At 45.8% G+C, this 20177-nt stretch carries 20 protein-coding genes; 8 read left to right on the top strand and 12 right to left on the bottom strand.

What is annotated here, in order from left to right; translation table 11 throughout:
* Positions 1 to 89: 89 nt before the first annotated feature.
* Positions 90 to 1523, bottom strand: a complete 1434-nt coding sequence (locus tag AB4111_RS10670) for an aspartate ammonia-lyase (protein WP_442031483.1) — start codon at positions 1521 to 1523, stop codon at positions 90 to 92.
* Between the two features lie 325 nt (positions 1524 to 1848).
* Here AB4111_RS10670 and AB4111_RS10665 point away from each other — a divergent pair, with 325 nt between their 5' ends.
* The 3 genes from AB4111_RS10665 (at position 1849) to AB4111_RS10655 (ending at position 5148) form a co-directional block, all read left to right on the top strand.
* Entirely contained in the window at positions 1849 to 3126 is a 1278-nt protein-coding gene (locus AB4111_RS10665) for a methyl-accepting chemotaxis protein (protein ID WP_442031482.1), read from the top strand.
* A 198-nt stretch (positions 3127 to 3324) separates the two neighbouring features.
* Positions 3325 to 4170, top strand: coding sequence for a hypothetical protein (locus AB4111_RS10660; protein WP_442031481.1), 846 nt, complete (start codon positions 3325 to 3327; stop codon positions 4168 to 4170).
* Positions 4171 to 4440: 270 nt separating this feature from the next.
* Positions 4441 to 5148 (top strand): stalk domain-containing protein, encoded by a 708-nt coding sequence (locus AB4111_RS10655; RefSeq protein WP_442031480.1) that lies wholly within the window; start codon positions 4441 to 4443, stop codon positions 5146 to 5148.
* A gap of 146 nt (positions 5149 to 5294) precedes the next feature.
* Here AB4111_RS10655 and AB4111_RS10650 read toward each other — a convergent pair whose 3' ends face one another.
* A complete protein-coding gene (locus AB4111_RS10650; protein ID WP_442031479.1) occupies positions 5295 to 6269 on the bottom strand; it encodes a ring-cleaving dioxygenase in 975 nt (324 codons plus the stop codon).
* 417 nt (positions 6270 to 6686) lie between these two features.
* Between AB4111_RS10650 and AB4111_RS10645 the strand changes: the two genes are divergently transcribed.
* Positions 6687 to 7448 carry a YwaF family protein gene (locus AB4111_RS10645; RefSeq protein ID WP_442031478.1) on the top strand — a complete coding sequence of 254 codons (762 nt, stop codon included), beginning with the start codon at positions 6687 to 6689 and terminating at the stop codon, positions 7446 to 7448.
* Between the two features lie 138 nt (positions 7449 to 7586).
* Here AB4111_RS10645 and AB4111_RS10640 read toward each other — a convergent pair whose 3' ends face one another.
* The 3 genes from AB4111_RS10640 to AB4111_RS10630 all read right to left on the bottom strand — a co-directional run bounded on the left by AB4111_RS10640 (position 7587) and on the right by AB4111_RS10630 (position 9939).
* Positions 7587 to 8444: an SDR family oxidoreductase gene (locus tag AB4111_RS10640; protein ID WP_367399849.1), complete on the bottom strand. Its 858-nt coding sequence runs from the start codon at positions 8442 to 8444 to the stop codon at positions 7587 to 7589.
* Positions 8445 to 8591: 147 nt separating this feature from the next.
* Positions 8592 to 8855 (bottom strand): YqkE family protein, encoded by a 264-nt coding sequence (locus AB4111_RS10635; RefSeq protein ID WP_036612099.1) that lies wholly within the window; start codon positions 8853 to 8855, stop codon positions 8592 to 8594.
* A gap of 433 nt (positions 8856 to 9288) precedes the next feature.
* Positions 9289 to 9939, bottom strand: a complete 651-nt coding sequence (locus tag AB4111_RS10630; RefSeq protein WP_442031477.1) for a peptidylprolyl isomerase — start codon at positions 9937 to 9939, stop codon at positions 9289 to 9291.
* 256 nt (positions 9940 to 10195) lie between these two features.
* On the opposite strand from AB4111_RS10630, the gene AB4111_RS10625 reads away from it, so the two are divergent.
* Positions 10196 to 11410, top strand: coding sequence for an MFS transporter (locus tag AB4111_RS10625; protein WP_442031476.1), 1215 nt, complete (start codon positions 10196 to 10198; stop codon positions 11408 to 11410).
* 301 nt (positions 11411 to 11711) lie between these two features.
* Here AB4111_RS10625 and AB4111_RS10620 read toward each other — a convergent pair whose 3' ends face one another.
* From AB4111_RS10620 to AB4111_RS10610, 3 genes are all read right to left on the bottom strand, one after another.
* Positions 11712 to 11906: a hypothetical protein gene (locus AB4111_RS10620; protein WP_442031475.1), complete on the bottom strand. Its 195-nt coding sequence runs from the start codon at positions 11904 to 11906 to the stop codon at positions 11712 to 11714.
* A 39-nt stretch (positions 11907 to 11945) separates the two neighbouring features.
* Positions 11946 to 12317, bottom strand: coding sequence for a hypothetical protein (locus AB4111_RS10615; protein WP_442031474.1), 372 nt, complete (start codon positions 12315 to 12317; stop codon positions 11946 to 11948).
* A gap of 121 nt (positions 12318 to 12438) precedes the next feature.
* On the bottom strand, positions 12439 to 12600 hold the full coding sequence (locus tag AB4111_RS10610; RefSeq protein WP_167483752.1) for a hypothetical protein: 162 nt from the start codon (positions 12598 to 12600) through the stop codon (positions 12439 to 12441).
* A gap of 145 nt (positions 12601 to 12745) precedes the next feature.
* On the opposite strand from AB4111_RS10610, the gene AB4111_RS10605 reads away from it, so the two are divergent.
* The gene (locus AB4111_RS10605) at positions 12746 to 13027 is read left to right on the top strand and encodes a hypothetical protein (protein ID WP_062832955.1); all 282 of its coding nucleotides are present in this window, start codon (positions 12746 to 12748) and stop codon (positions 13025 to 13027) included.
* Between the two features lie 153 nt (positions 13028 to 13180).
* A complete protein-coding gene (locus AB4111_RS10600; protein ID WP_442031473.1) occupies positions 13181 to 15079 on the top strand; it encodes an ATP-binding protein in 1899 nt (632 codons plus the stop codon).
* Positions 15080 to 15154: 75 nt separating this feature from the next.
* Here AB4111_RS10600 and AB4111_RS10595 read toward each other — a convergent pair whose 3' ends face one another.
* Together AB4111_RS10595 and AB4111_RS10590 are read right to left on the bottom strand one after the other, a co-directional pair.
* Positions 15155 to 15397, bottom strand: coding sequence for an NHLP leader peptide family RiPP precursor (locus AB4111_RS10595; RefSeq protein WP_017690236.1), 243 nt, complete (start codon positions 15395 to 15397; stop codon positions 15155 to 15157).
* Positions 15398 to 15451: 54 nt separating this feature from the next.
* Positions 15452 to 16399 (bottom strand): hypothetical protein, encoded by a 948-nt coding sequence (locus AB4111_RS10590; protein WP_442031472.1) that lies wholly within the window; start codon positions 16397 to 16399, stop codon positions 15452 to 15454.
* A 224-nt stretch (positions 16400 to 16623) separates the two neighbouring features.
* Here AB4111_RS10590 and AB4111_RS10585 point away from each other — a divergent pair, with 224 nt between their 5' ends.
* Positions 16624 to 17361 carry a hypothetical protein gene (locus tag AB4111_RS10585; protein WP_442031471.1) on the top strand — a complete coding sequence of 246 codons (738 nt, stop codon included), beginning with the start codon at positions 16624 to 16626 and terminating at the stop codon, positions 17359 to 17361.
* A 39-nt stretch (positions 17362 to 17400) separates the two neighbouring features.
* On the opposite strand, the gene AB4111_RS10580 is transcribed toward AB4111_RS10585, so the two are convergent.
* Positions 17401 to 18654 (bottom strand): acyltransferase, encoded by a 1254-nt coding sequence (locus tag AB4111_RS10580; RefSeq protein ID WP_442031470.1) that lies wholly within the window; start codon positions 18652 to 18654, stop codon positions 17401 to 17403.
* Positions 18655 to 18792: 138 nt separating this feature from the next.
* Complete coding sequence (locus AB4111_RS10575; RefSeq protein ID WP_442031469.1) at positions 18793 to 19788, bottom strand: LCP family protein; 996 nt, start codon at positions 19786 to 19788, stop codon at positions 18793 to 18795.
* Positions 19789 to 20177 lie beyond the last annotated feature (389 nt).

Raw genomic sequence — 20177 nt, 5'->3', positions numbered from 1 at the left:
CAAGAACCCCCGCGAACCGGATGAACGGTCTGCGGGGGTTCTTGTTACATTACTGGTGTTAAGGTTGCTGTATTAGGTTTCCTGAGTTCCTACAAACGTTCCATATTACGCAGGAAATGTTCTCCGGCAATTCCTGGTGTGGTCATCTGCTCCGGATGAAGAATCTCTTCCAATTCTTCCGGGGTCAGCAGTCCGCGTTCCAGAATGATTTCTTGCAAGGTAAGTCCAGTTTTGAGCGCTTCCTTCACAATGGAAGCCGCCACATTATAACCTAAGTGTGGGTTTAACGCCGTAACCACACTGAAACTTTGTTTCATGATTAATTCACAGCGCTCTCGGTTAGCTTCCATCTCTTCAACCGCATAACGTGTGAACACATCAATCCCGTTATTCATGATTTTCAGTGATTGCAGCAAGTTAAACGCAATAACCGGGCCCATGACATTCAGCTCGAATTGACCAGCTTCACACGCCATACAGATGGTGTGGTCATTCCCCATCACCTGGAAGGATACCTGGTTAATCACTTCTGCCATTACCGGATTGACTTTGCCCGGCATGATGGACGATCCTGGCTGACGCGGTGGCAGGAGTAGTTCATTGAATCCTGCACGCGGACCTGAGGCCATCATGCGAATGTCGTTACAGATCTTGGACAAACTGACCGCACATACCTTCAGTGCCGCCGAAAGTTCCAGATAGGCATCCGTGTTCTGTGTTGCATCCACGAGATCCTCAGCTGTTTGCAGTGGTAGTCCGGTAACATCGGATAGGTGTTCCGTAACTTTAACGATGTATTCAGGTTTCGCATTGAGCCCTGTGCCTACGGCAGTTGCGCCCATGTTAATTGTAAGCAAGCGACGATTGGCGAATTCCAGACGCTCGATATCCCTGCCGATGACACGGGCATAAGCTCCGAATTCTTGTCCAAGGCGAATAGGCACGGCATCCTGAAGATGGGTACGGCCTACTTTGACCACATCGTTGAACTCTTCTTCTTTTTTATGGAACGCTTCCTGCAGTCTCTTCATGGTAGCCAATAACGTCTCGGACAGTTGATATGCCGCAATACGCAGTGCTGTAGGTACCACATCATTGGTGGACTGGGACATGTTAACATGATTGTTCGGATTGCAGTGGAAGTAGTCTCCCTTGCTTTTGGTTAACAGCTCCAGCCCGCGGTTGGCCAAAATTTCGTTCATATTCATATTCATGGAGGTGCCTGCACCGCCCTGAATGGAGTCTACAATAAAATGATCCAGATGATGGCCTTTCATCATTTCTTCAGCTGCCATGACAATTACATTGCCAATTTTACTTGGTAGCATTTTCAGTTCCATATTCGTAACTGCCGCTGCTTTTTTCACCGCAGCCAGAGCTGTGATCAGCTCCCGGTGTACCGGAACGCCGGTAATCGGGAAGTTCTCCACGGCCCGCACCGTCTGAATGCCGTAATAGGCATAATCCGGAATTTCTTTTTCACCGATAAAATCTTTCTCCGTCCTTGTGGACATAGTAGACATTTCGTTCGCCTCCAGTGGCATCCAATAAATAGGTCAGCTCCGGCATTGCCGAAGCGCACTCAGTATATCATTTAAGCAAAATGGATGCCAATCTAAATCATTTGGCCTCTTGTGCCGATAATAAATAAAATTAGGGATATTATTGACATGCAGTTCATGAACAAAGGGGGCTTCCAAGCTTGTCTTATTCATTATGCTCTATATGATAGAGAAGTCATGCATGAACCATAAATAGGGCGTAAATAGAACGTTTTCAGTGATGTTTATCACATGTAATTTGGTACAAGATTGGTAAAATAGGAAAAAAGGACTACGGGGTGTGCACATGAAATGGACTTTAGGAGCAAAGACTGTCGCAGGTCTGGTACTGATTTCGATTATTACGTACGGAACTAGCGGCTTTTTTATATTTTTTGTCAAAGACTGGATTACGTTAGATATTCCAAACTGGGTATACATATCGATTATCCTGGTTATGGGGGTATGTTGGAACGGGATTCTCGGGTGGTTTGCCTCTCGCTGGCTGACTCGCCCGATTGTTCATCTGTCTCGTGCGGCGCAACAGGTTTCATCTGGCGATCTGACAACGGAGATTCCGCAGCGGCGTACACAGGATGAACTTACTGTATTATATGATGCTTTTCGTGTAATGGTTTCTAATCTCAGAAGTATTGTGAACGATATTGCGGACAGTACCCGGACCACATCTCAGAATGCGCAGTCGCTTAGTGAAGCCATTACCCAAGCTGCGGAGCAGATCGAGATGATGTCAGAAGCGGTGGATCATATTGCGGTAGGCGTAGAAGAGCAGAAGGTTACTTCCCATCAATCTCTGATCACGGCGGATGAGATGCTGAACGATTTTCAGCGTATGCATAGCCAGTCCATGGACATGACAGAGATGTCCGGTCAGATGGAACGATCGGTGGATCATACAAAACAGACATTCTCATCGTTGATGAAAGGCATGGACGAGCTGGCCGAGTCGCACAATCGTTCCCGCGACATTATGCTGCTACTGGAGAAGGAAGCTTCTGATATCGAAGTAATTACCCAGTCTGTCAAAAATATTGCTGAGGAAACAGGGTTACTTGCCCTGAATGCTTCCATTGAGGCTGCACGAGCTGGCGAAGAAGGCTCGGGTTTTGCAGTCGTGGCGCAGCAGATTCGTAAGCTGGCAGACGAGAGTAAGGAATCGGTACATCGGATTAATGAACTGATTAGTCGTGTGCAGCAGCGGATCAGGGAGACGGCACAACTGTCTCATGAGCAGCATGGTCTCGTGGTTAATGAATCGGAGCGGACCATCTCTGTGGATCAGACGTTGCATGAACTGACAGGCACGGTGGACGTATTTATGAAGGGTGCACATGATATCGGTTCCAAGATTGCAGAACAGACGGGCCGCGTGGAACAAACCCATGGTCATGTGAAGAAGATCCAGGGGAAAGCAGGATCGTTCTCGGATGAGGCGAAACGAATCATGGATGCCGCACACGAAGAGACAGCCATCATGGAGGAGATTTCATCCTCGGCTGAAGAATTGAGACAATTAACCGATCGGTTATTGGACAAAACCAAAGCATTCCGGATGCAGCCTTAAGCTGTATTCGGGATTTTTTTTGCTTTTGGAGAACAGTTTTGGCATAATAATTTGCTTATTCTGGTTAAAGCCGAACATTCTTTCGTGAAAACGAAAATTTGTAAAGATTATTTTATGAAAGATTAACAAATTCGCAACTTGCGGGCGATAAATGAAGATATAATAGGATTATCACAACAGATAAAGGAGCCCAGTATATTGAAAACTTGGACAGGTATCCTGCTGATGATTATTTTGGCGGTAGCTACGATTAGTACAACTTCGGCTGCCAGAACCATGAATGAATCGCAAAAACAGCTTAATATAGATGATCAATCCAGCCAAACCGCAGCGGTCGAGGCTTCCAATATAGATAAATTGCATGACACAGCAAAGACAACACAGGAATCCATTCCCGTGAAAGAGGAATACGTTTCGGTAGCTCCAGAGAATGAGAACGTCAGATTATACCCTATGAAAGTTGAGGGTTCAGGATATATATATAACGGCATGATTTTGGAAGTGGACGGCAAGACAAGAGAATTTAGTGATTGGCAAGGAGAAGGCGGGTCTTACAAACCCGAAGTGCACGAGCTCGATCTGAATGGAGACGGCCAGAAAGAGATTGTTGTTTTGTACACGGAAGGTCATGGAACAGGTATTTATTTGGGCCAAGCACGTATCATTAATCCGGTAACGCTGGAAGAGATGAAGATGCAATCTCTGGATGAGATTGCGAAACAGCATGTGAATTCGAAAGTTACGGTTAGAACAGACCGTGTGGATGTGGATGTCGCTGTTGATGGCGTTCAAGCAGAACCTTTACGGATTGAAGAAGATACGAATGGCGGCGTATATAACAAAGAGTTGGAATTCGGTGGAGTAACCTATTACAGCGTGGAGAATGGCCAACTCGTCGTATCCGCAGCAGGATCTTACGGTGCGGCTTTATATGCCGGTGATCTAACATTCGCTTATGAGTATAAGAATGGCGAGTGGAAGGCTACGAATTTGAAATACAGCATGGAAGTGTATGAAGAAGAATATTATGAATCTTTTGATTGATGTCATCATGTTGATATCGTAGTACAGCGGGAATTTGGAAGTTCTCGAATGTGAAATGTAGTGAGCGTCTGAACAGAATATCTCCTTATCTGCGTTTGCAGACAGTGGGAAACAGGGCGAGGCTGAAAAAAAATTGGGACATACAGCCTCGTTTTGTGCTGCCCGGAAATAGGAACAGGGTACTAAAAATGCAGTAAACAATTGACATTATCACTTTAGTGGTTTAAATGTATAAAGGACAAATCATTTTAACGTTCAGGAGGGATTTTGATGAAGAAGAAAGTTGTACTGGGTTTGATGGTAGGCACATTAACGCTTGGGATCGGGACGGGTGCGCTCGCAGCAACAGGGTTGGAACAAATTAAAGCTTATCTAAACAGCAAGATTACGCTAAAAATGGATGGTGCCACGGTGACAGCCAAAGATGCCAATGGTAAAACGGTGTTGCCTATCACTTACAACGGAACGACTTATTTGCCTGTGCGTGCTGTGGGATCGTTGCTTGGCACAGAGATCACTTATGACAGTGCAACTTCATCCGTCCTGATTGGCGGAACGAATGGATCTGCGCCCGTAACGAACGGAAAAGTAACGCTGAGTGCACTTGGAACTTCCGTACTAGGATCTACCGCTTGGCACACCAAAGATCCTAAGGATACCACATATAAAGGCAAGGATTACAAGGATGTTTATCTGCATAATGATCCTTCGAAACAGGGGGATGATATCCAGATTAATACGGGTAAAAAGTATTCTTCTCTGCACTTGGAACTTGCCGCGCTAACAGGAAATCAGGAGATTCATATCTATGATCAGGATCTCGCGACACTCAAAAAGTTCAATATCACTCCAGAAAGCGGTATGATGAGTCTAGATGTGGATGTTAAAGGTACAGACGCCGTCTATGTCGAGATTGTATCTGAAGATCCGGGTTCATCACTGTTTGTTCCGTTAACTACATCATATCTAACCAAATAAAAATGATAAGGTATTCAAGCGAGTTACGCTGATAGCAAATAAAAAACGATGATCATCTGTGCGATGTCTGGATAGAAATCCAAAAGACGCATGATGATCATCGTTTTTATTTTCGATTCAAGCCGGATTGTACAGCTTAAGCGCGATTAACGAATGACGGTATCCAGCGGTTTGAGATTGGCTTCAATCTCGGCGCGGCGGCCTTCGAGGAATGGAGGCAGCGCCAGTGATTCTCCCAGATGCTCCATTTCTTCATCTGTATCAAATCCCGGACCATCGGTTGCAAGCTCGAACAGAATACCGTTTGCTTCACGGAAATACAGGGAGCGGAAGTAGAAACGATCTACAAAACCGGAGTTAGGGAATCGGAAGTTATGAACCCGTTCAACCCATTGTTTCAATTCTTCTTCATTGTCCACACGGAACGCAACATGGTGTACGCTGCCACGTCCAGGACGTTCTTGGGCAAGGTCATTTCGTTCCTCAACATGCACCTCGGAGCCGCTGCCACCTTCGCCGGATTCAAAAACGAGTACATCCGGCTGACCTGGAGTAAAGGCAGGGTAACTTCCTTTGGCTCTGAAACCAAGCAGTTCGGTAAGAACCGGAGTGGTAAGGGAAGCATCTTTTACCGTAAGATGGATGGGGCCAAGGCCCACAATGCCATATTCAGCAGGCACAGGGCTCTGATCCCATGGTTTGCCACCAGCGACACCTGCATTATTTTCATCCGAGACCAGAATCAGACGTTGTCCTTCAAAGTCTGTGAACGACAGCGTGGCACGACCACCTCGTTCAACAATCTCTCCATGTGGGACTTCGAATTCGTCAAAACGCTGCTGCCAGTACGTAAGTGCCGCATCACTTGGAACGCGCAGTGACGTTGCCGAAATGCTGTTCACGCCTTCACGAGTCTGTCCGGCCATCGGAATCTCGAAGAAGGTAAGTTCGGTACCCGGATTACCTTTCTCATCGCCATAGAAGAGATGGTAGACAGAAACATCATCCTGGTTGACCGTTTTCTTAATGAGGCGCAGACCCATGACATTGGTGTAGAAACGATAGTTCTGATCGGCGTGTGCTGTTAGAGCTGATACGTGGTGAAGTCCTTTGATTTGCATAGTTATTCCTCCTAGTTAGGTTATACGTTCAACTAAAGATTATTTACACTGATACTACGATGACAGAACAACCTTCCGATCGCTGTTATCCCCAGATTTTTTGATTCCTTTTTAAAAGGGGAAATCCGGGGATAAAGGCGAACGCTCCGCTTCTTTAGGTTATTTCTGTCTTCTCCGTTATCGTGTAAAAGTTCAGTTGAACGAATTTTGAGTGTATTATAAATGATTCCTGTTTAAGAAAGTTACTAACTTTTAGTTTGTTTTGGTTCTGAATTTATCTTAACATAAAGATATTTAAATTACAATGCTTATTTAGAATTCCAACTGGACAGCTCTTTCATTCAATGGCAAAATGAAAAAGTTAACATTAAAGAGAGATAATGTAGGTCAGATATTCGCAAAGGAGAGAAGAGATGCATGGCGTATCCACCATGGCTGGACCCTTATGATGCAGAGCCGTTTATCCTGTTCTCCACTTCACATATCGTAACTATTAGCTTAATTGCAGTAATTATTATGCTATTGTTTTTGCTTCGACACCAGCTTCGATCATGTTCAGAGAGGGCCCGCCGCAAACTGCGGATTGTTCTGGCCTGTATCATGTTCACCTGTGAAATCGTGCTTCAACTCTGGTATGTGTATGGAGACGTATGGAGCCTGCAGACATCACTGCCACTCGAACTATGCAGTCTGTCTTTGTTATTATCGGCATTGTTACTACTGACACGCAGTCGACTGTTGCATTCTGCACTGCTGTTTGCAGGCATTGCTGGAGCACTTATGGCGATCCTGACTCCTAATCTGGGTTATGGTTATGCACATTTTCGATTTATTCAATTTTTCGTCGCTCATGCCTGTATCATTCTGGCTTTACTCTACATGACCTGGGTGGAACAGCTGCGACCTAGCTGGAGATCTGTAGCAGGTTCGATGATATTTGTGAATGTGGCAGCACTAGTTGTATACATTGTAGATGTCTTGCTTGACGCAAATTACATGTTTTTGAGACACAAGCCGAGTACACCCTCGGTGCTGGATATGTTAGGTCCGTATCCCATGTACATCCTTGGGGAAGAGATCCTGGCGCTAGTCCTGTTCTCGCTGATGTACATTTTGCTCTTTGCCATTCCAGACCGGTTGAACCATCGTGTGAAAAAGGGTAAAAGCTCCGCGGTATAGTGATAATCTTTGTAGTTGCATCTGCACCGGATTATAAACTTCTTATAGATAAAACATCCCGCAGTAATCTGACCGGATCAGATCGCTTGCGGGATATTTGGGCGTTGTCCCTGAATTGGGCCAACTTATATTTATATTTTATCCACGGAGCAGAGATTCCGCACCATCCACGTAGATTCGTGTACCAGTAACATGAGAGGCTTCATCGGAAGCAAGGAACAGAACGAGGTTAGCCACTTGCTTCGACGTTCCAGGTTCGCCCTTGAGCGGATGTTCATGACCCTCAGGGAATTCAACAGGAATCTGTACATCTTTCAGATCATCCGATGGGTAAGTGTTATCATCAATGTTGGTATCAATGGCTCCTGGGCAGACGGCGTTTACACGGATCTTATAACGAGCTAGCTCCAGTGCAGCCATCTTCGTAAACGCAGTTTGTCCCGCTTTGCTGGAAGCGTATGCAGAGAATCCGATTCCTGAGAAGACCCGGTTACCGTTGATGGAGCTGGTGATTATAATGCTGCCACCATGTTCTTTCAGATGGGGGATGGCATATTTGACAGTTGCGAAGGTTCCGCGCATATTGATCTCCATCGTTTGGTCCCAGTCCTCGATTTCCATCGTTTCAATCGGAGCCATTGTTCCGTTGATGCCGGCATTGGCAAATATGATATCCAGTTTGCCCGCTTCAGCCGCAGCCTGATTGATCGCCTTCTGCACATGGTCCGGTTTGGAGATATCACATTCGATCACATACGCTTCTCCGCCAGCCTTTTCAATCGTCTGCTTTGTTTCCTCCGCATTTTCGGGTGTACGATCCAACATATATACTTTGGCTCCATGCTCGGCGAAACGAATAGCGGTAGCCTGACCAATACCCGATCCACCTCCAGTTACAATCGCGACTTTGCCTTCCAAACGTTGTTCAGTCATCTCTGATCCCTCCGTATGGGTTAGATTATCGTTGTACGCTCTACTTCTACATACCCGGCTCAAGACTGATGAATCATATGTGTCTATATTAAAAAGAACAGGACCGCAACGCGGCCCTGTTCTGTGAGCAGATCGGCTTCATGATCTGTCTGCTTGCAATATTATTTTGGCATGTGGAAGGTAGGAGACACCCTCAGGACATGCCCTGGCTTACTTATGTTTCTTCCAGTCCATAGCGCTGTTATTAAGCAGATATTCGAAGTCGTTATCCCGGCGCTTTTGCTCCGCTTGGCGAGCTTCTTCTGCCTGCTGACGTTCCTGCTCTTTAAGAGCCGCCTCGGCAGCCTTGGCTTCATCCGCCTGAGCTTTCAGCTTCTCCAACACATCACTGCTCAGCAGATCCTTCAGTGTTGTGGGTTTATCCTGTGCTACTGCTGCTTTGGGAGCAGGAGTGCGTTTTTTGGATTTTGCCATAGGGAAATCTCCTTTCCAAACATGAATCAGGTTCCATTTATCGTACAGTAGTCATAGTATATCAGGTTCCTGTAAAGCATTCCATGAATCTGCGGAACAAAAGCAGGAAAACGAGGGTTGCGTGACGAATGAAAACGGGTATAAAATCATATACTATTACCGATACTGCGACTATTCCCTGGAGAAAGGAGTCGTTGTTCGTGGAAGTAAACCGTGGTTTACTGAAAGGGCTTGCATGGGGTGTTGCCTTTAGCTGCCCGTTATGGATTGCGATTATCGGCTGGTTACGTTTGATGGGATGGATGTATTGAGGATGATGCCGGAAGAGGTCATTTTTTATAAAGTCATATATGTAACCGCTATCATTAAGATCAATAAATAAAGCTCTGCCTTGCGTTTTTCGCACAGGACAGAGCTTTTTGTTTAGAGTTCATTAAGGCATTTTTACCGGTTCTGGATATTCAAGACCATGGGTATCCACCGTGACTTTTTTCATGACTTGGTCGGTAGCGGGTTTTTCACCTTCCCCTATTTCCTGAGCAGCAATACCATCAACAACGTCCATACCTTCGGTCACTTTACCAAAAGTAGCATAGGAATTATCCAGGTAATCCGCATCCGCTAACATGATGAAAAATTGGGAGCCTGCGGAATCAAGATTATCCGATTTACGTGCCATCGAAATGATTCCCCGAGTATGATTCAGGTGATTTTTGTGACCATTGGAAGTGAATTCCCCTTTGATTGTATAACCTGGGCCGCCCGAACCGTTGCCCTCTGGATCTCCACCTTGAATCATGAAGCCCGGAATGACCCGGTGAAAGATCAGGCCGTCATAGAACCCTTTATTCGCAAGGGAGATGAAATTATACACCGTGTTGGGCGCAATCTCCGGATAGAGCTCAATAACGATCTTTTGACCATCCTGCATCTCAATGGTTGCCACAGGGTTTGGACCTTCAGGTGCGGCTGGTACCGGCGTTTGCTCGGCACTGGACGCAGGGCGTCCGCAACCACTAATGACGATAAGCAGCATCGCAAGAACGAGCGATACTGCGGTTGTTTTTTTCCACCGTAAAGACATGAAAACGTTCCTCCTTGCATCTCTGCATGATATATTTTCTCCAAATCACATTTGGATATTTACCCAACTATCATACCGTTTTTGTGGACAGGATGGCAATGTAATACGTGTAGTTGTGGTGAACAAGGGATGGCCTTCATGGAATGATGGGTGTAAAATAAGGAAAATGCTTCCGCATCGGGGACGTACGGGTCTGTTCCGTCCGCTCCAATACACGGCAGTCCCGACGTCAGTAACGGAAAGGGCGTGCGGGTATATGAACTTCTCATGGAAGCGAAATCTGGTCATATTGTGGATTGGTGTATTTTTTTGCAGCACGGCGTATTCCATCTCGATTCCATTTCTGCCCCTGTTTCTAAGTGCTGACTTGGGGGTTCGTGATCACCTGGAATTATGGTCAGGACTGGCATTCGGCATTACATTTCTCGCGAGTGCACTCGTGTCTCCGTTCTGGGGATCGCTGGCTGATAAATACGGGCGCAAACCTATGCTCATCCGGTCAGGATACAGCCTTGCCGTCTTGTATCTAATCAATTATTTCGTGCAGGACCCATATTCGCTGATTGTTGTTCGATTATTTCAAGGTCTCCTTGCAGGATTTGTTCCAGCAGCGATTGCTCTGGTAGGCACAAATACACCTGAGGAGAAGACCGGTTATGCACTGGGTATTATGTCTACTGCAGGAGCCACTGGTGGTATTATTGGACCATTAATTGGTGGCGTGGTGAGTCACTATTATGGCAACCGGAATGCATTTTTGTTTTCGGCAATTGTTGTATTAGTCTCAGCAATCATCGCAACCTTCTGGGTAAAAGAAGAGAACTTCAACCGGAATAAAGCTCGTTCCCATGTCATGGATGACATTCGTGAAGCGAGAGCGAATCGTTTGTTTATGACGGTGCTTGGCATGATGGGCATATGTACGTTCTCCGTTATGATTCTGGAGCCACTTTTGACGGTCTATGTGATGGAAATGGGCGTTCAGCCTGATCGTGCCTCACTCAGCTCGGGTATTATTTTCTCAGCGGTGGGGGTAGCAACCGTTATTATGGCGCCGCGGTGGGGCAAGATTGGTTCAAGGATTGGATACGGTAAAGTGTTGATTATTGGACTGGTTGGTGGGGCTGTAGGGAATCTTCTGCAGTTCTTTACAACAGGTTATATCGCATTCGGCATTTTACGATTTGTGTATGGTTTATTCTTTGCGGCTGTATTTCCGGCAATTAACGCCATGATTGTGCAGGCTACCGCATCAAGTTTCAGGGGAAGGGCCTTTAGTCTGAACCAGTCCGCTGCCCAGATGGGGACGATGGCCGGACCGATTATTGGCGGCGTTCTCGGTGGCTGGCTGCCGATACGCTGGATTTTTATCATTAATGGACTTGCACTGATCATCACTGCGATTGTCGCGAAGTGGTCGGGATTGGATCACAAACTGCCTGGAGCAGGTAAGGTCTCCGCAAAGCCTTGAAGATGGGATTGCAAAGAGAAATTGAACTTATAGGTAGAGAAACGAAAAAAGATGACGCTGTGGAATTACAGACGTCATCTTTTTTAAGTCTACTACGGATCTATATAAGTTGAACTAATCTTTTACACGAGAACGTAGAGGGCAGAAATAATCTGAAGAAACGGAGTGCTCGCCTTTATCCCCGGATTATTACCTTTGAAAAGTGAATCAAAAAATCTGGGGATAACAGCGATCAGAAGGTTATTCTGTCATCGGAGTGGCAAGTGTAAATACTTTATAGTTCAATTTTTATAGGGAGGCTTTATTGGTCATTCGAAGAGGGCTTGTGAGAGGCCTTCTCTTTAGGAATGGCATGCTCCACCGCATCACGTTGATCCTCATCCTCAAGCGCTTCGGGGAAGGAGTCCTCAGTGAAGAGTCCGAAGTCCGGGTCAATGTCCCTTTCGGTCACTAGATTATCCGGTTCATGCACATGCTTGTCACGATCTTCCTTCATCGGGTATGCACCTCCTCATTCAGGATGTCATAACAGCAATTAACGTCGTGGTGGAATGTCGTTCTCTGGTTTGGCATCCGCACCAGCACCATTGAGCAGATCGGTACCATGCAGTGCATCCGGATCGGGGGCAGCTGGATCAACTGGACTGTTTGGTTGCAGGAGGTCTGCATCCGGTACAGATTCCAGCGGTGTCTCTGCCAAACGAGAATCCAATTCCGGCTCGTCCACAGCGGTTGCGGCTACGGGTGCCACATCCGAATCTTCCGTTATAATCCGTCTGCCGGAAACTTCATCAAAGGTATCCATATCGCCTTCCGGGACTTCCGTCTCTGGCGGAATATCGCGGGACCTCTGATAACGGTCATAATAGCGGTCGCTCTCTTCGTTACTAATTGGTTTGTCAGACATGAGTAACACTTCCTTTCATTGTCGTTTGTCCAATGCTTCTTACCTCGTAGTTACCCAAAGCGCTTGTGTTGTAATCTTGCACAGCTTATTATCCCCGGGTGTTTGCTACGATATGAATGCCTTAGAATTTGGGGAATACATATTTAACCAAGAAGTATAAGAATCCGAAAAAGATAATGATATAAGCGGCGTATTTAATAAATGTGGAAGCGACCTTACTTGAATCCGATTTATGCTGAACATCCTTATGTTCTACCTCAACTGTACGATGTGGCTCATTCATTACAATCATCTCCTTAGCGTGTTTGTTTGCTTTGAGAAACCATTACACCTGGAGCAAAGGATTGAATCGCAGCCACCGTTTTTACAGCTTTTCCTGTTTTGCCTATGTTATGATGAAGCTTGAATATGTAAGGGAGGGATCTCAAGTGGACTGGTTCACACTGGGCAATATGATTACACGTATCCGTATCGGGCAAAAGGCGTCCACACCCGGTTTCTCCCGTACCGTCATCCGTCGTCCAGACGGTTTATTTTGGGTAGGCGGAATATGGTCCGGACAAGTTGTCCAGTTGCGGGATTTCCTTTTTTCCGATATATGGACCATCTATGATGATGAGGAAACAGAGCAGTGGCTTGAATTCCGCAGTCAAGTTGAACAGAAAGAACGGGAAATGATAGAGAACCAGTTCGAAGACTTGCGTGATTGACCGGATAGCTTTAACAATAAAATGGAAATAAGACTATAAATCGACTTAAATGTGAAATTTCATTTTATCTCAAGAAGGTGACGTGACAAATGGTGGCGAATGATAAATGAGAGAATCTAAGATAGGGAAAATTAGAACTTTGAGGTGCTGTGAATGAAAAATGTGCCCAAAGCTATCGTCATCTTATGGATGAGCGTATTGATTATTCTGGGTATGCCACATGGGATAGTCTTTGCAACTACAGGAGCGATTCAACAACCTGTATCCATAACAGGATGGGAAGTAAAATGGGGGAACGTTGACGATCAAGGGTTCATAAGTGAAGTTAAGGGAGCAGACGAGATATGGGAAAAGCAGGGCATCGATAAGTTAGAGTATAGTAATACAGATCGATCGAGTTCCTTATGGACTCGCCTGACCATCCCTAAATTGAGTGAGGAAAGTTCAGCCATTCGATTTGAGAACATTAAAGGCAATCATATTGTTATCTATCTGGAGGACCACAAGGTCTACGAGAACTACCATTACAATTATGATAATAATGCGGTGTTGCTGCCCTTATCCAGCGAAAATGCGGGTGACACGCTCTATGTATGGTCTCAAAATGAGAAAGGTCGTCTGGGCATACAAGGTACTGTTCAGGTTGGACCTTATGCTGCGTTACAGGAGAAATATATTCATAACGGGCTTATTGATGTGATTTTGGGCGCTACCTTTGTCTTCACAGCGATTACGATGCTGAGTTGTACGTTCTTCCTTGGCAAATTCCATAAGGGATTATGGATCTCACTATGCATAGTGATGGGTTCCATCGGCACAATGATCATCACGTACTCGCAATTTTTGTATACATTCTATCAGGTATATGGTGACCTGTATTCCGTAGTCTTTGATCTGGCGATGCTGCTGGGTATGCCAGCGCTATGTTATTTTTTTGAGCAGATTATCGGGCCGGGACTGCATGGTATCTTCACCAAACTGCGAAAAATAACATTCATATATTCAGTTATCGCTGTGTTCTCTCTATTTATCTACGTTACTTCAGGTGGGCAATGGGAGTTTCTCTACAATCTGCTCGTACAGCGTGTGGTCGGTATGGTGCTGGTCATCCTGCTGACAATTCTGTTGGTTGGAACCATCGCCAAAGCACTGCAACGAAATAGGGAAGCCATCCTGCTTGCGACAGGATTCGGTACATTTGCCTTGATCAGTGTGGCTGAACTGTTGTGGTATTATCAGCGGAGTGGGACGTATCATCTGTTATGGTGGAAATGGTCCATGGTTGCATTTGTGATCTCGCTGATTGCCATTCTCGGAAGTCGGTTTGCCGAAAAACACACCAAAGTGCTGGAGTATTCCAAGGAACTGGAGTTATTCAACAATGAGTTGCAGCGATCCGAGAAGATGGAGATTATTAGCGAATTGGCCGCTTCCGTTGCCCATGAAGTACGTAATCCGCTTCAGGTGACAAGAGGGTTTCTGCAACTTATGACAGAGCAGGAAGACAACAAAAATAAGGGGTATGTGCGTATTGCACTGGAGGAACTCGATCGGGCTTCGGGCATCATCACGGACTTTCTTACCTTTGCCAAACCTGAGTTTGACCATATTATCTCGCTCAATATCTCGGATGAGTTCAATCATATCGAAGGTATTCTTGTACCGATGGCTAATCTGGAAGGTGGCAAAATCACTACTGACATTCCGCCAGATTTATATATTCGGGGCAATTCCTCGAAGTTTAAGCAGGCTTTTATCAACATTATCAAGAACAGTATTGAAGCTCTGCAGGGACAAGGCCAGATTGATATCTGGGCGTACAAGCAGGATGGAATGATTAAGGTGCATGTCAGGGATAACGGAGAAGGAATGGACGAGGAAGCACTCTCCCGGTTGGGCGAGCCTTATTTCTCCAATAAAATCAAAGGCACAGGTCTGGGCATGATGGTGACATTCCGTATTGTTGAAGCGATGCAAGGGCAGATCAGCTTTACAAGCACAAAAGGGGTAGGAACAGAAGCGGTTGTATCTTTTGCTGAGTTCGTCGAATGACGAACTCCCAGAAGGATACAGCGGCTTTTTTGTTCCTACCCTAATTTCTTACATTACCAATTTAACTCACCCGATTTAACTTCTCCAAGGTCCGCAATTCACATCATAATTTACTTTGGAAGGATTGGGAGGTATGACAAGAACATAGTCATTCTGCTGCTCCTCAACGGTACGTACCTGAATGTGCTCCGGGATTATGATACCGAAAGCTTCACGAAGCGCCTGCTTCGGATTGGAGTGCAATTGTTGTCTGAAGTGCTCGTCAGTCCAAGCCTTTTCAATAATATCCTCATGCAACGTTTTCTCTGATACCATCATCGTCAACATTCCCTTCATATTTGAAATTAAACTGAATCAGCTTAGTGCTTATGCTCAGAATTCCAACTGTTGATCGCTGATCCAGTGATGAAACCCGCCTTGGAGGAGCCGTTTCTTCCGTTGTGTGATGTCCTGAACAGCTTGTACTAAAGTGCTGCATAAATAAGAGTCAAACGCCTCGAGATGCGATATTCCTAAGTTAGACGATGTTAATGTGCGATTATAGTGATATGCAATGTCTACGTAAGAGTTCATGAGTTGTGTATTGTATACATTGTCATGTACACGTTCGCTAAGAGGATGAGCGGGATAGTTGTGATTCAGTGCTGCGGATATGTGGGAGAGGTAGCTGTTGTAGTTTCCATGCACAGCATCTTGTTGCGTGTCTGTGAAGTCATCGGTCATCTGGAGTGTCATGAGTGTAATGTTGATGGCAGAACAGATCGGGATGATCCGCTCGGACTGATTCAGCAGAAGGAGTGCACCCGTAGCTCCAATGAGCAGAGGAGCAGCCTTTTGTGCAATCAACAAGGGATTCTGTTGGAAATAATCAATGGAATGCTCACCCGTAACACTCACGGCCCAATCCACTACATATTGTCTGAAATAGATCCAGAACGTGGAGGAAAGATCGAATAATACGGAGTAAGATTGAAGTGCATCCAAGTAATATAGATTGCCCAGGGATAACTTCAGTGTGGCATTCTCCGGTTGTTCATCCATCACGTCGTCCTGATTCAGAAAATATAACATGTGAATGAGACAGGCTGTACTTAATTGGTGTGCTTTCTCCTGAGGGAGTTTATCTGAGTACTGCATCCATAGTGGAATGATATACCCGATATAACTGTGCCCCGAATCTCGTAACAGGGGATTAACCGAATGAAGTTGCTTCAATGCATGTCCTGACAAGGGTTCGGGATATTTCCGTACGAGCTGTTCCGCTGAAGCAAACACCACCTCCAGATCGGAGCTAAACGGATCTAACCAATCTCTCCGCATCGTTACGTATCGTCCTTCCTGCGATAAGGTGGTCTAGGACTGTTCAACTGATATAGATCATGAAGTTACATTCAGTATAGCTGAAATAAACTGAAAAAAATAGGATTTTTTGTGATCAATTGTGAGAAAAATGATGACTTTTTGTATTTTATGGCATAAAAAAGTGGATTTTAGGCTCAAACTAGGAAGGCACAGGATTTCGACATCGGAAAGGCGGTAGAAAAATGAATTTGAAATGGAAAACATGGATGGCAGCCGGATTGGCAGCCGTAGTCATAACAGCAGCAACAGGACATGTAGCATTCGCTGATTCAACGGTTCGGGCTGAGGAACATGGCGGTGCGTCAAAAGCTTCTTCCTCCGGCAAACCAGCGAAGCCATGCATGCAGGCAGGACACGGTCTGTTCATGATTGGTGAAACGGCAGACTTGCTTGGAATTGGACTTCGGGATCTGAAAGAACAGATGGAACTTGGCAAGACGTTGTCCCAGATTGCGAAAGAGCGTAAGGGACTTAGTGAGGAGCAGTTATTGCAGAAGTTGAAGCCTACACTGGCACAGCGTCTGGATCAAGCTGTAGAAGAAGGTTGTCTCACCAAGGAACAAGCTGCAGCCACGAAGGCGGACATGGATACCAAGTTAAAAAAGGTCATCAATACCCCGCTGCGTGATTTGCGGCGTGAATTTGCCCACCACGGCAAACGTCCAATGGTAGATAAGGGCGAAATTGCCCGTTTTATTGGAGTCACCCCTGCTCAACTGCACGAGCAGCTTCAGGGAGGGAAATCCTTGGCTGAGATTGCTCAGGCAAAAGGCATTAGCGAAACACAGCTGGTGGACAAGCTGAAGGAACAATTAACGGGTGATCTGAAGAGGTTTGTGAATCAGAAGGGCAACGTGCATCCAGCCCCAGGTCCCCAGGAACCTGTTCCTGGACGGTCAACTTCGAGCGAAGTAAAATAAAAGAAGCGCGTCTCCGTGAGGGGACGCGCTTCTTTTATTTTAAAACGGCTTACTCGTTCCCGGACTGCGAGTTGCGCCGGGTGACGGAGTTCGCTCAGGTGAGTTTCTTTTGTCCACAGCAGCTGTTGGATTGGGGGTTGAACGTGGTTTGCGCATTAACCCTACGGTGAAACGTGAGCCAGGAAGTTTGGAAAGTGCCCAGCTGATTGCAAGAGCAATACCAACCGTTACAAGGAACGATAGCAACGATACAGGCAGATGCCATCCACTGAGTTGAAGCGGTCTAGTTACATAAGCGATCGCGTAGATCACCAGTGCATGAACCAGATATCCACCAAACGAATAGCGGCCAATCCAGGCTAGCAATCGCTGAAACCGTGTATCTTTGCCCCGCATCAGTACAAGGAAACCATACATCATAAGCATCTGAGCCATAATGATCAGAAATGTGGTTGGTTTCAGATAGGTGGAGATATTCAGATTAACAACATCCCCCGATCCACGCAGCACATCGTAACCAAGCCATATATACATCCCTACAAACAGACAGATCGTCCATGGCAGCACCTTGGTGGTCCAACTCCTCCAGCTATCCACTGACCAGGCACATACGGCACCCAGTAAAAAGTAGAACCAGTACATCACCCATGAATAGGAGCGATATTGAAGTAACGTTGACCAAGGCTCAGACATGGATTCTGTCCAGCCCCCCATATTATAGTAGGACCATTTCATAAGCAGGGCGTAGAATGCAGCTGCCAAGACAATGAGTGCCACAATGATTTGCATGGACGTGAAACGTGAGGCGTTCTGGATACGTCTCTGGATGGCTTTTGCTCCTGTCCAGAACAGGGGGAACAGAATATAGAACTGAAACACCATAATGACAAACCAGAGATGATATCCCGTCTGCGGGACAAACAGTTCACGAATCAGACTGCGAAAATCCGGTATGCCTGCAAGCCAGAACGCGGGGGTGAAGATACGGACAGACAGCCAGTAGATCAGTGTCCATACGATAAACGGCATATAGATATCGCCAAATCGCTTTCGAATGAAGCGAGGATATTCCGGTTTGGTGTTACGATGATGGTAAAACAACATGACACCCGATAGAAATACAAATGTTGGCGTACCAAACCGGGTCAAATGATATATCATAGTCAGCATAATGGAATCCGGTTGCTCAATATCGGCGCGATAGATATACTCAGCGATATTATGCTGCATGACGATCGCCAGAAAGGCAATGCCCCGCAGCTCGGTCCATTCCGCTATTCGCGGTTTTTTCACATATAATCCTCCCTCCAGGAACCGGAGTTCATCATATAAGGGTACCTGTTAAACATTAAGGCTGCATTAAATGGAGAAAATAGGTACAAAAAAAGACGGCCGAAACCGTCTTTTCTGTTAGTATAGCTCATATTTGTTTTAGTTCTGTTCGTCTGAAGATTGGAGCTGCAAAGATGCGGCATCTTCTTCAAACAGTCTCTGAATGTAGGACTGGAGTTTGGTCACATCGACACCCAGCACCTGTGCTGAGCCGACCAGTTCATTGGTGAGCAGCTTGTTCGGTGGAATCTGCTGCTGGTCTATTTCGTTCGCATGGATATCGAAGCCAAGTGATGCCAGTTTCAGCATCTGGGTTGGACTAAGATCGGTCTCTATATAAGGAGCGATCGCTTCCAGGATATCCGGGATTTTGAAGAGCGAAGTGGTGCTCTGCATCTTCTTGGCCAGTTCGGTCATGAAGATTCGCTGCCGTTCGGTACGGGTGAAATCCGAGGTGGCATCATGACGGAACCGAACATATTGAAGGGCTGTCTTGCCATCCATATGCTGCAACCCCTTTTTTAAATCGATGTCGTACATATGTTTATCCGCTTTACTGGTGTAATACATGTCTTTCTCCACATCGATCTCAATACCGCCTACCGCATCTACGAGTGCCATGAAGCCTGTAAAGTCCGTGTAGACATAGTGCTGAATGGGAATACCGAGCAGATCACTGACAGTTTGTTTGGTCAGCTCCGCACCTCCGTAGGAGAAGGCTGCATTCAGCCTGCTTTTGCCATGCCCTGGGATGGCGACATAGGTATCTCGCAGTACGGAGAATAGATGTGCTTTCTTGCTTACCGGATCAATGGAAGCGACCATGACCGAGTCCGAGCGTCCCGCATCGTCACCTCTTGAATCTCCGCCAAGCAGCAGAATGTTCACCCGTTCCTGGCCCTCCCATCTGGGAATCGTTGTAGATGGTGTGTCTGAATCGCTATTTGTGCCGGAAGAGGACGAGTGGGATGAAGTCCCGGAAGCAGTGGAGATGCTATTGGCAAAATGAACAATCGAATATCCGTAATATACAACGACACCTGTAATCGCAAGTGCCAGGGTCAGGGCTGTACCCCATAACCATTTTTTAACCATAATCTTCACCTTTCTATGATTGAACTGATATGTAACCCAAACTAGTTTAACAAAAAGAAAGCAAAATGTCCTCTTTGATTTCGTAACTTCGGTCAATGTAACGATTGATTGACAAATAGTTAGCGTTTGTTAATTATATAAAAAAACTTGTTCCCGTACTGAATCCCGTTTTTGGACTGGTTTATGATTACGTCATCCGAATATGCGGTCTGGGTCATGATTTGCACTGCCCGTTATCGTGTAGATGGACATGTCTCAGGAGATATTGTGGGTGGATTTCTTTTGGATAGTCTGAACGTAATATGTAGCAAAATCGTGATCATTTTGTTCAATATATAAGTCTCGTATCTCTGGTTTTTCCAAATATGGGGGACTTGTTTTGGGTTATT

Source organism: Paenibacillus sp. 2KB_22, assembly GCF_052115745.1.
Classification (GTDB): Bacteria; Bacillota; Bacilli; order Paenibacillales; family Paenibacillaceae; genus Paenibacillus.
The sequence above is the reverse complement of the archived record's forward strand: the minus strand, read 5'-3'. Positions and strand labels throughout refer to the sequence as shown.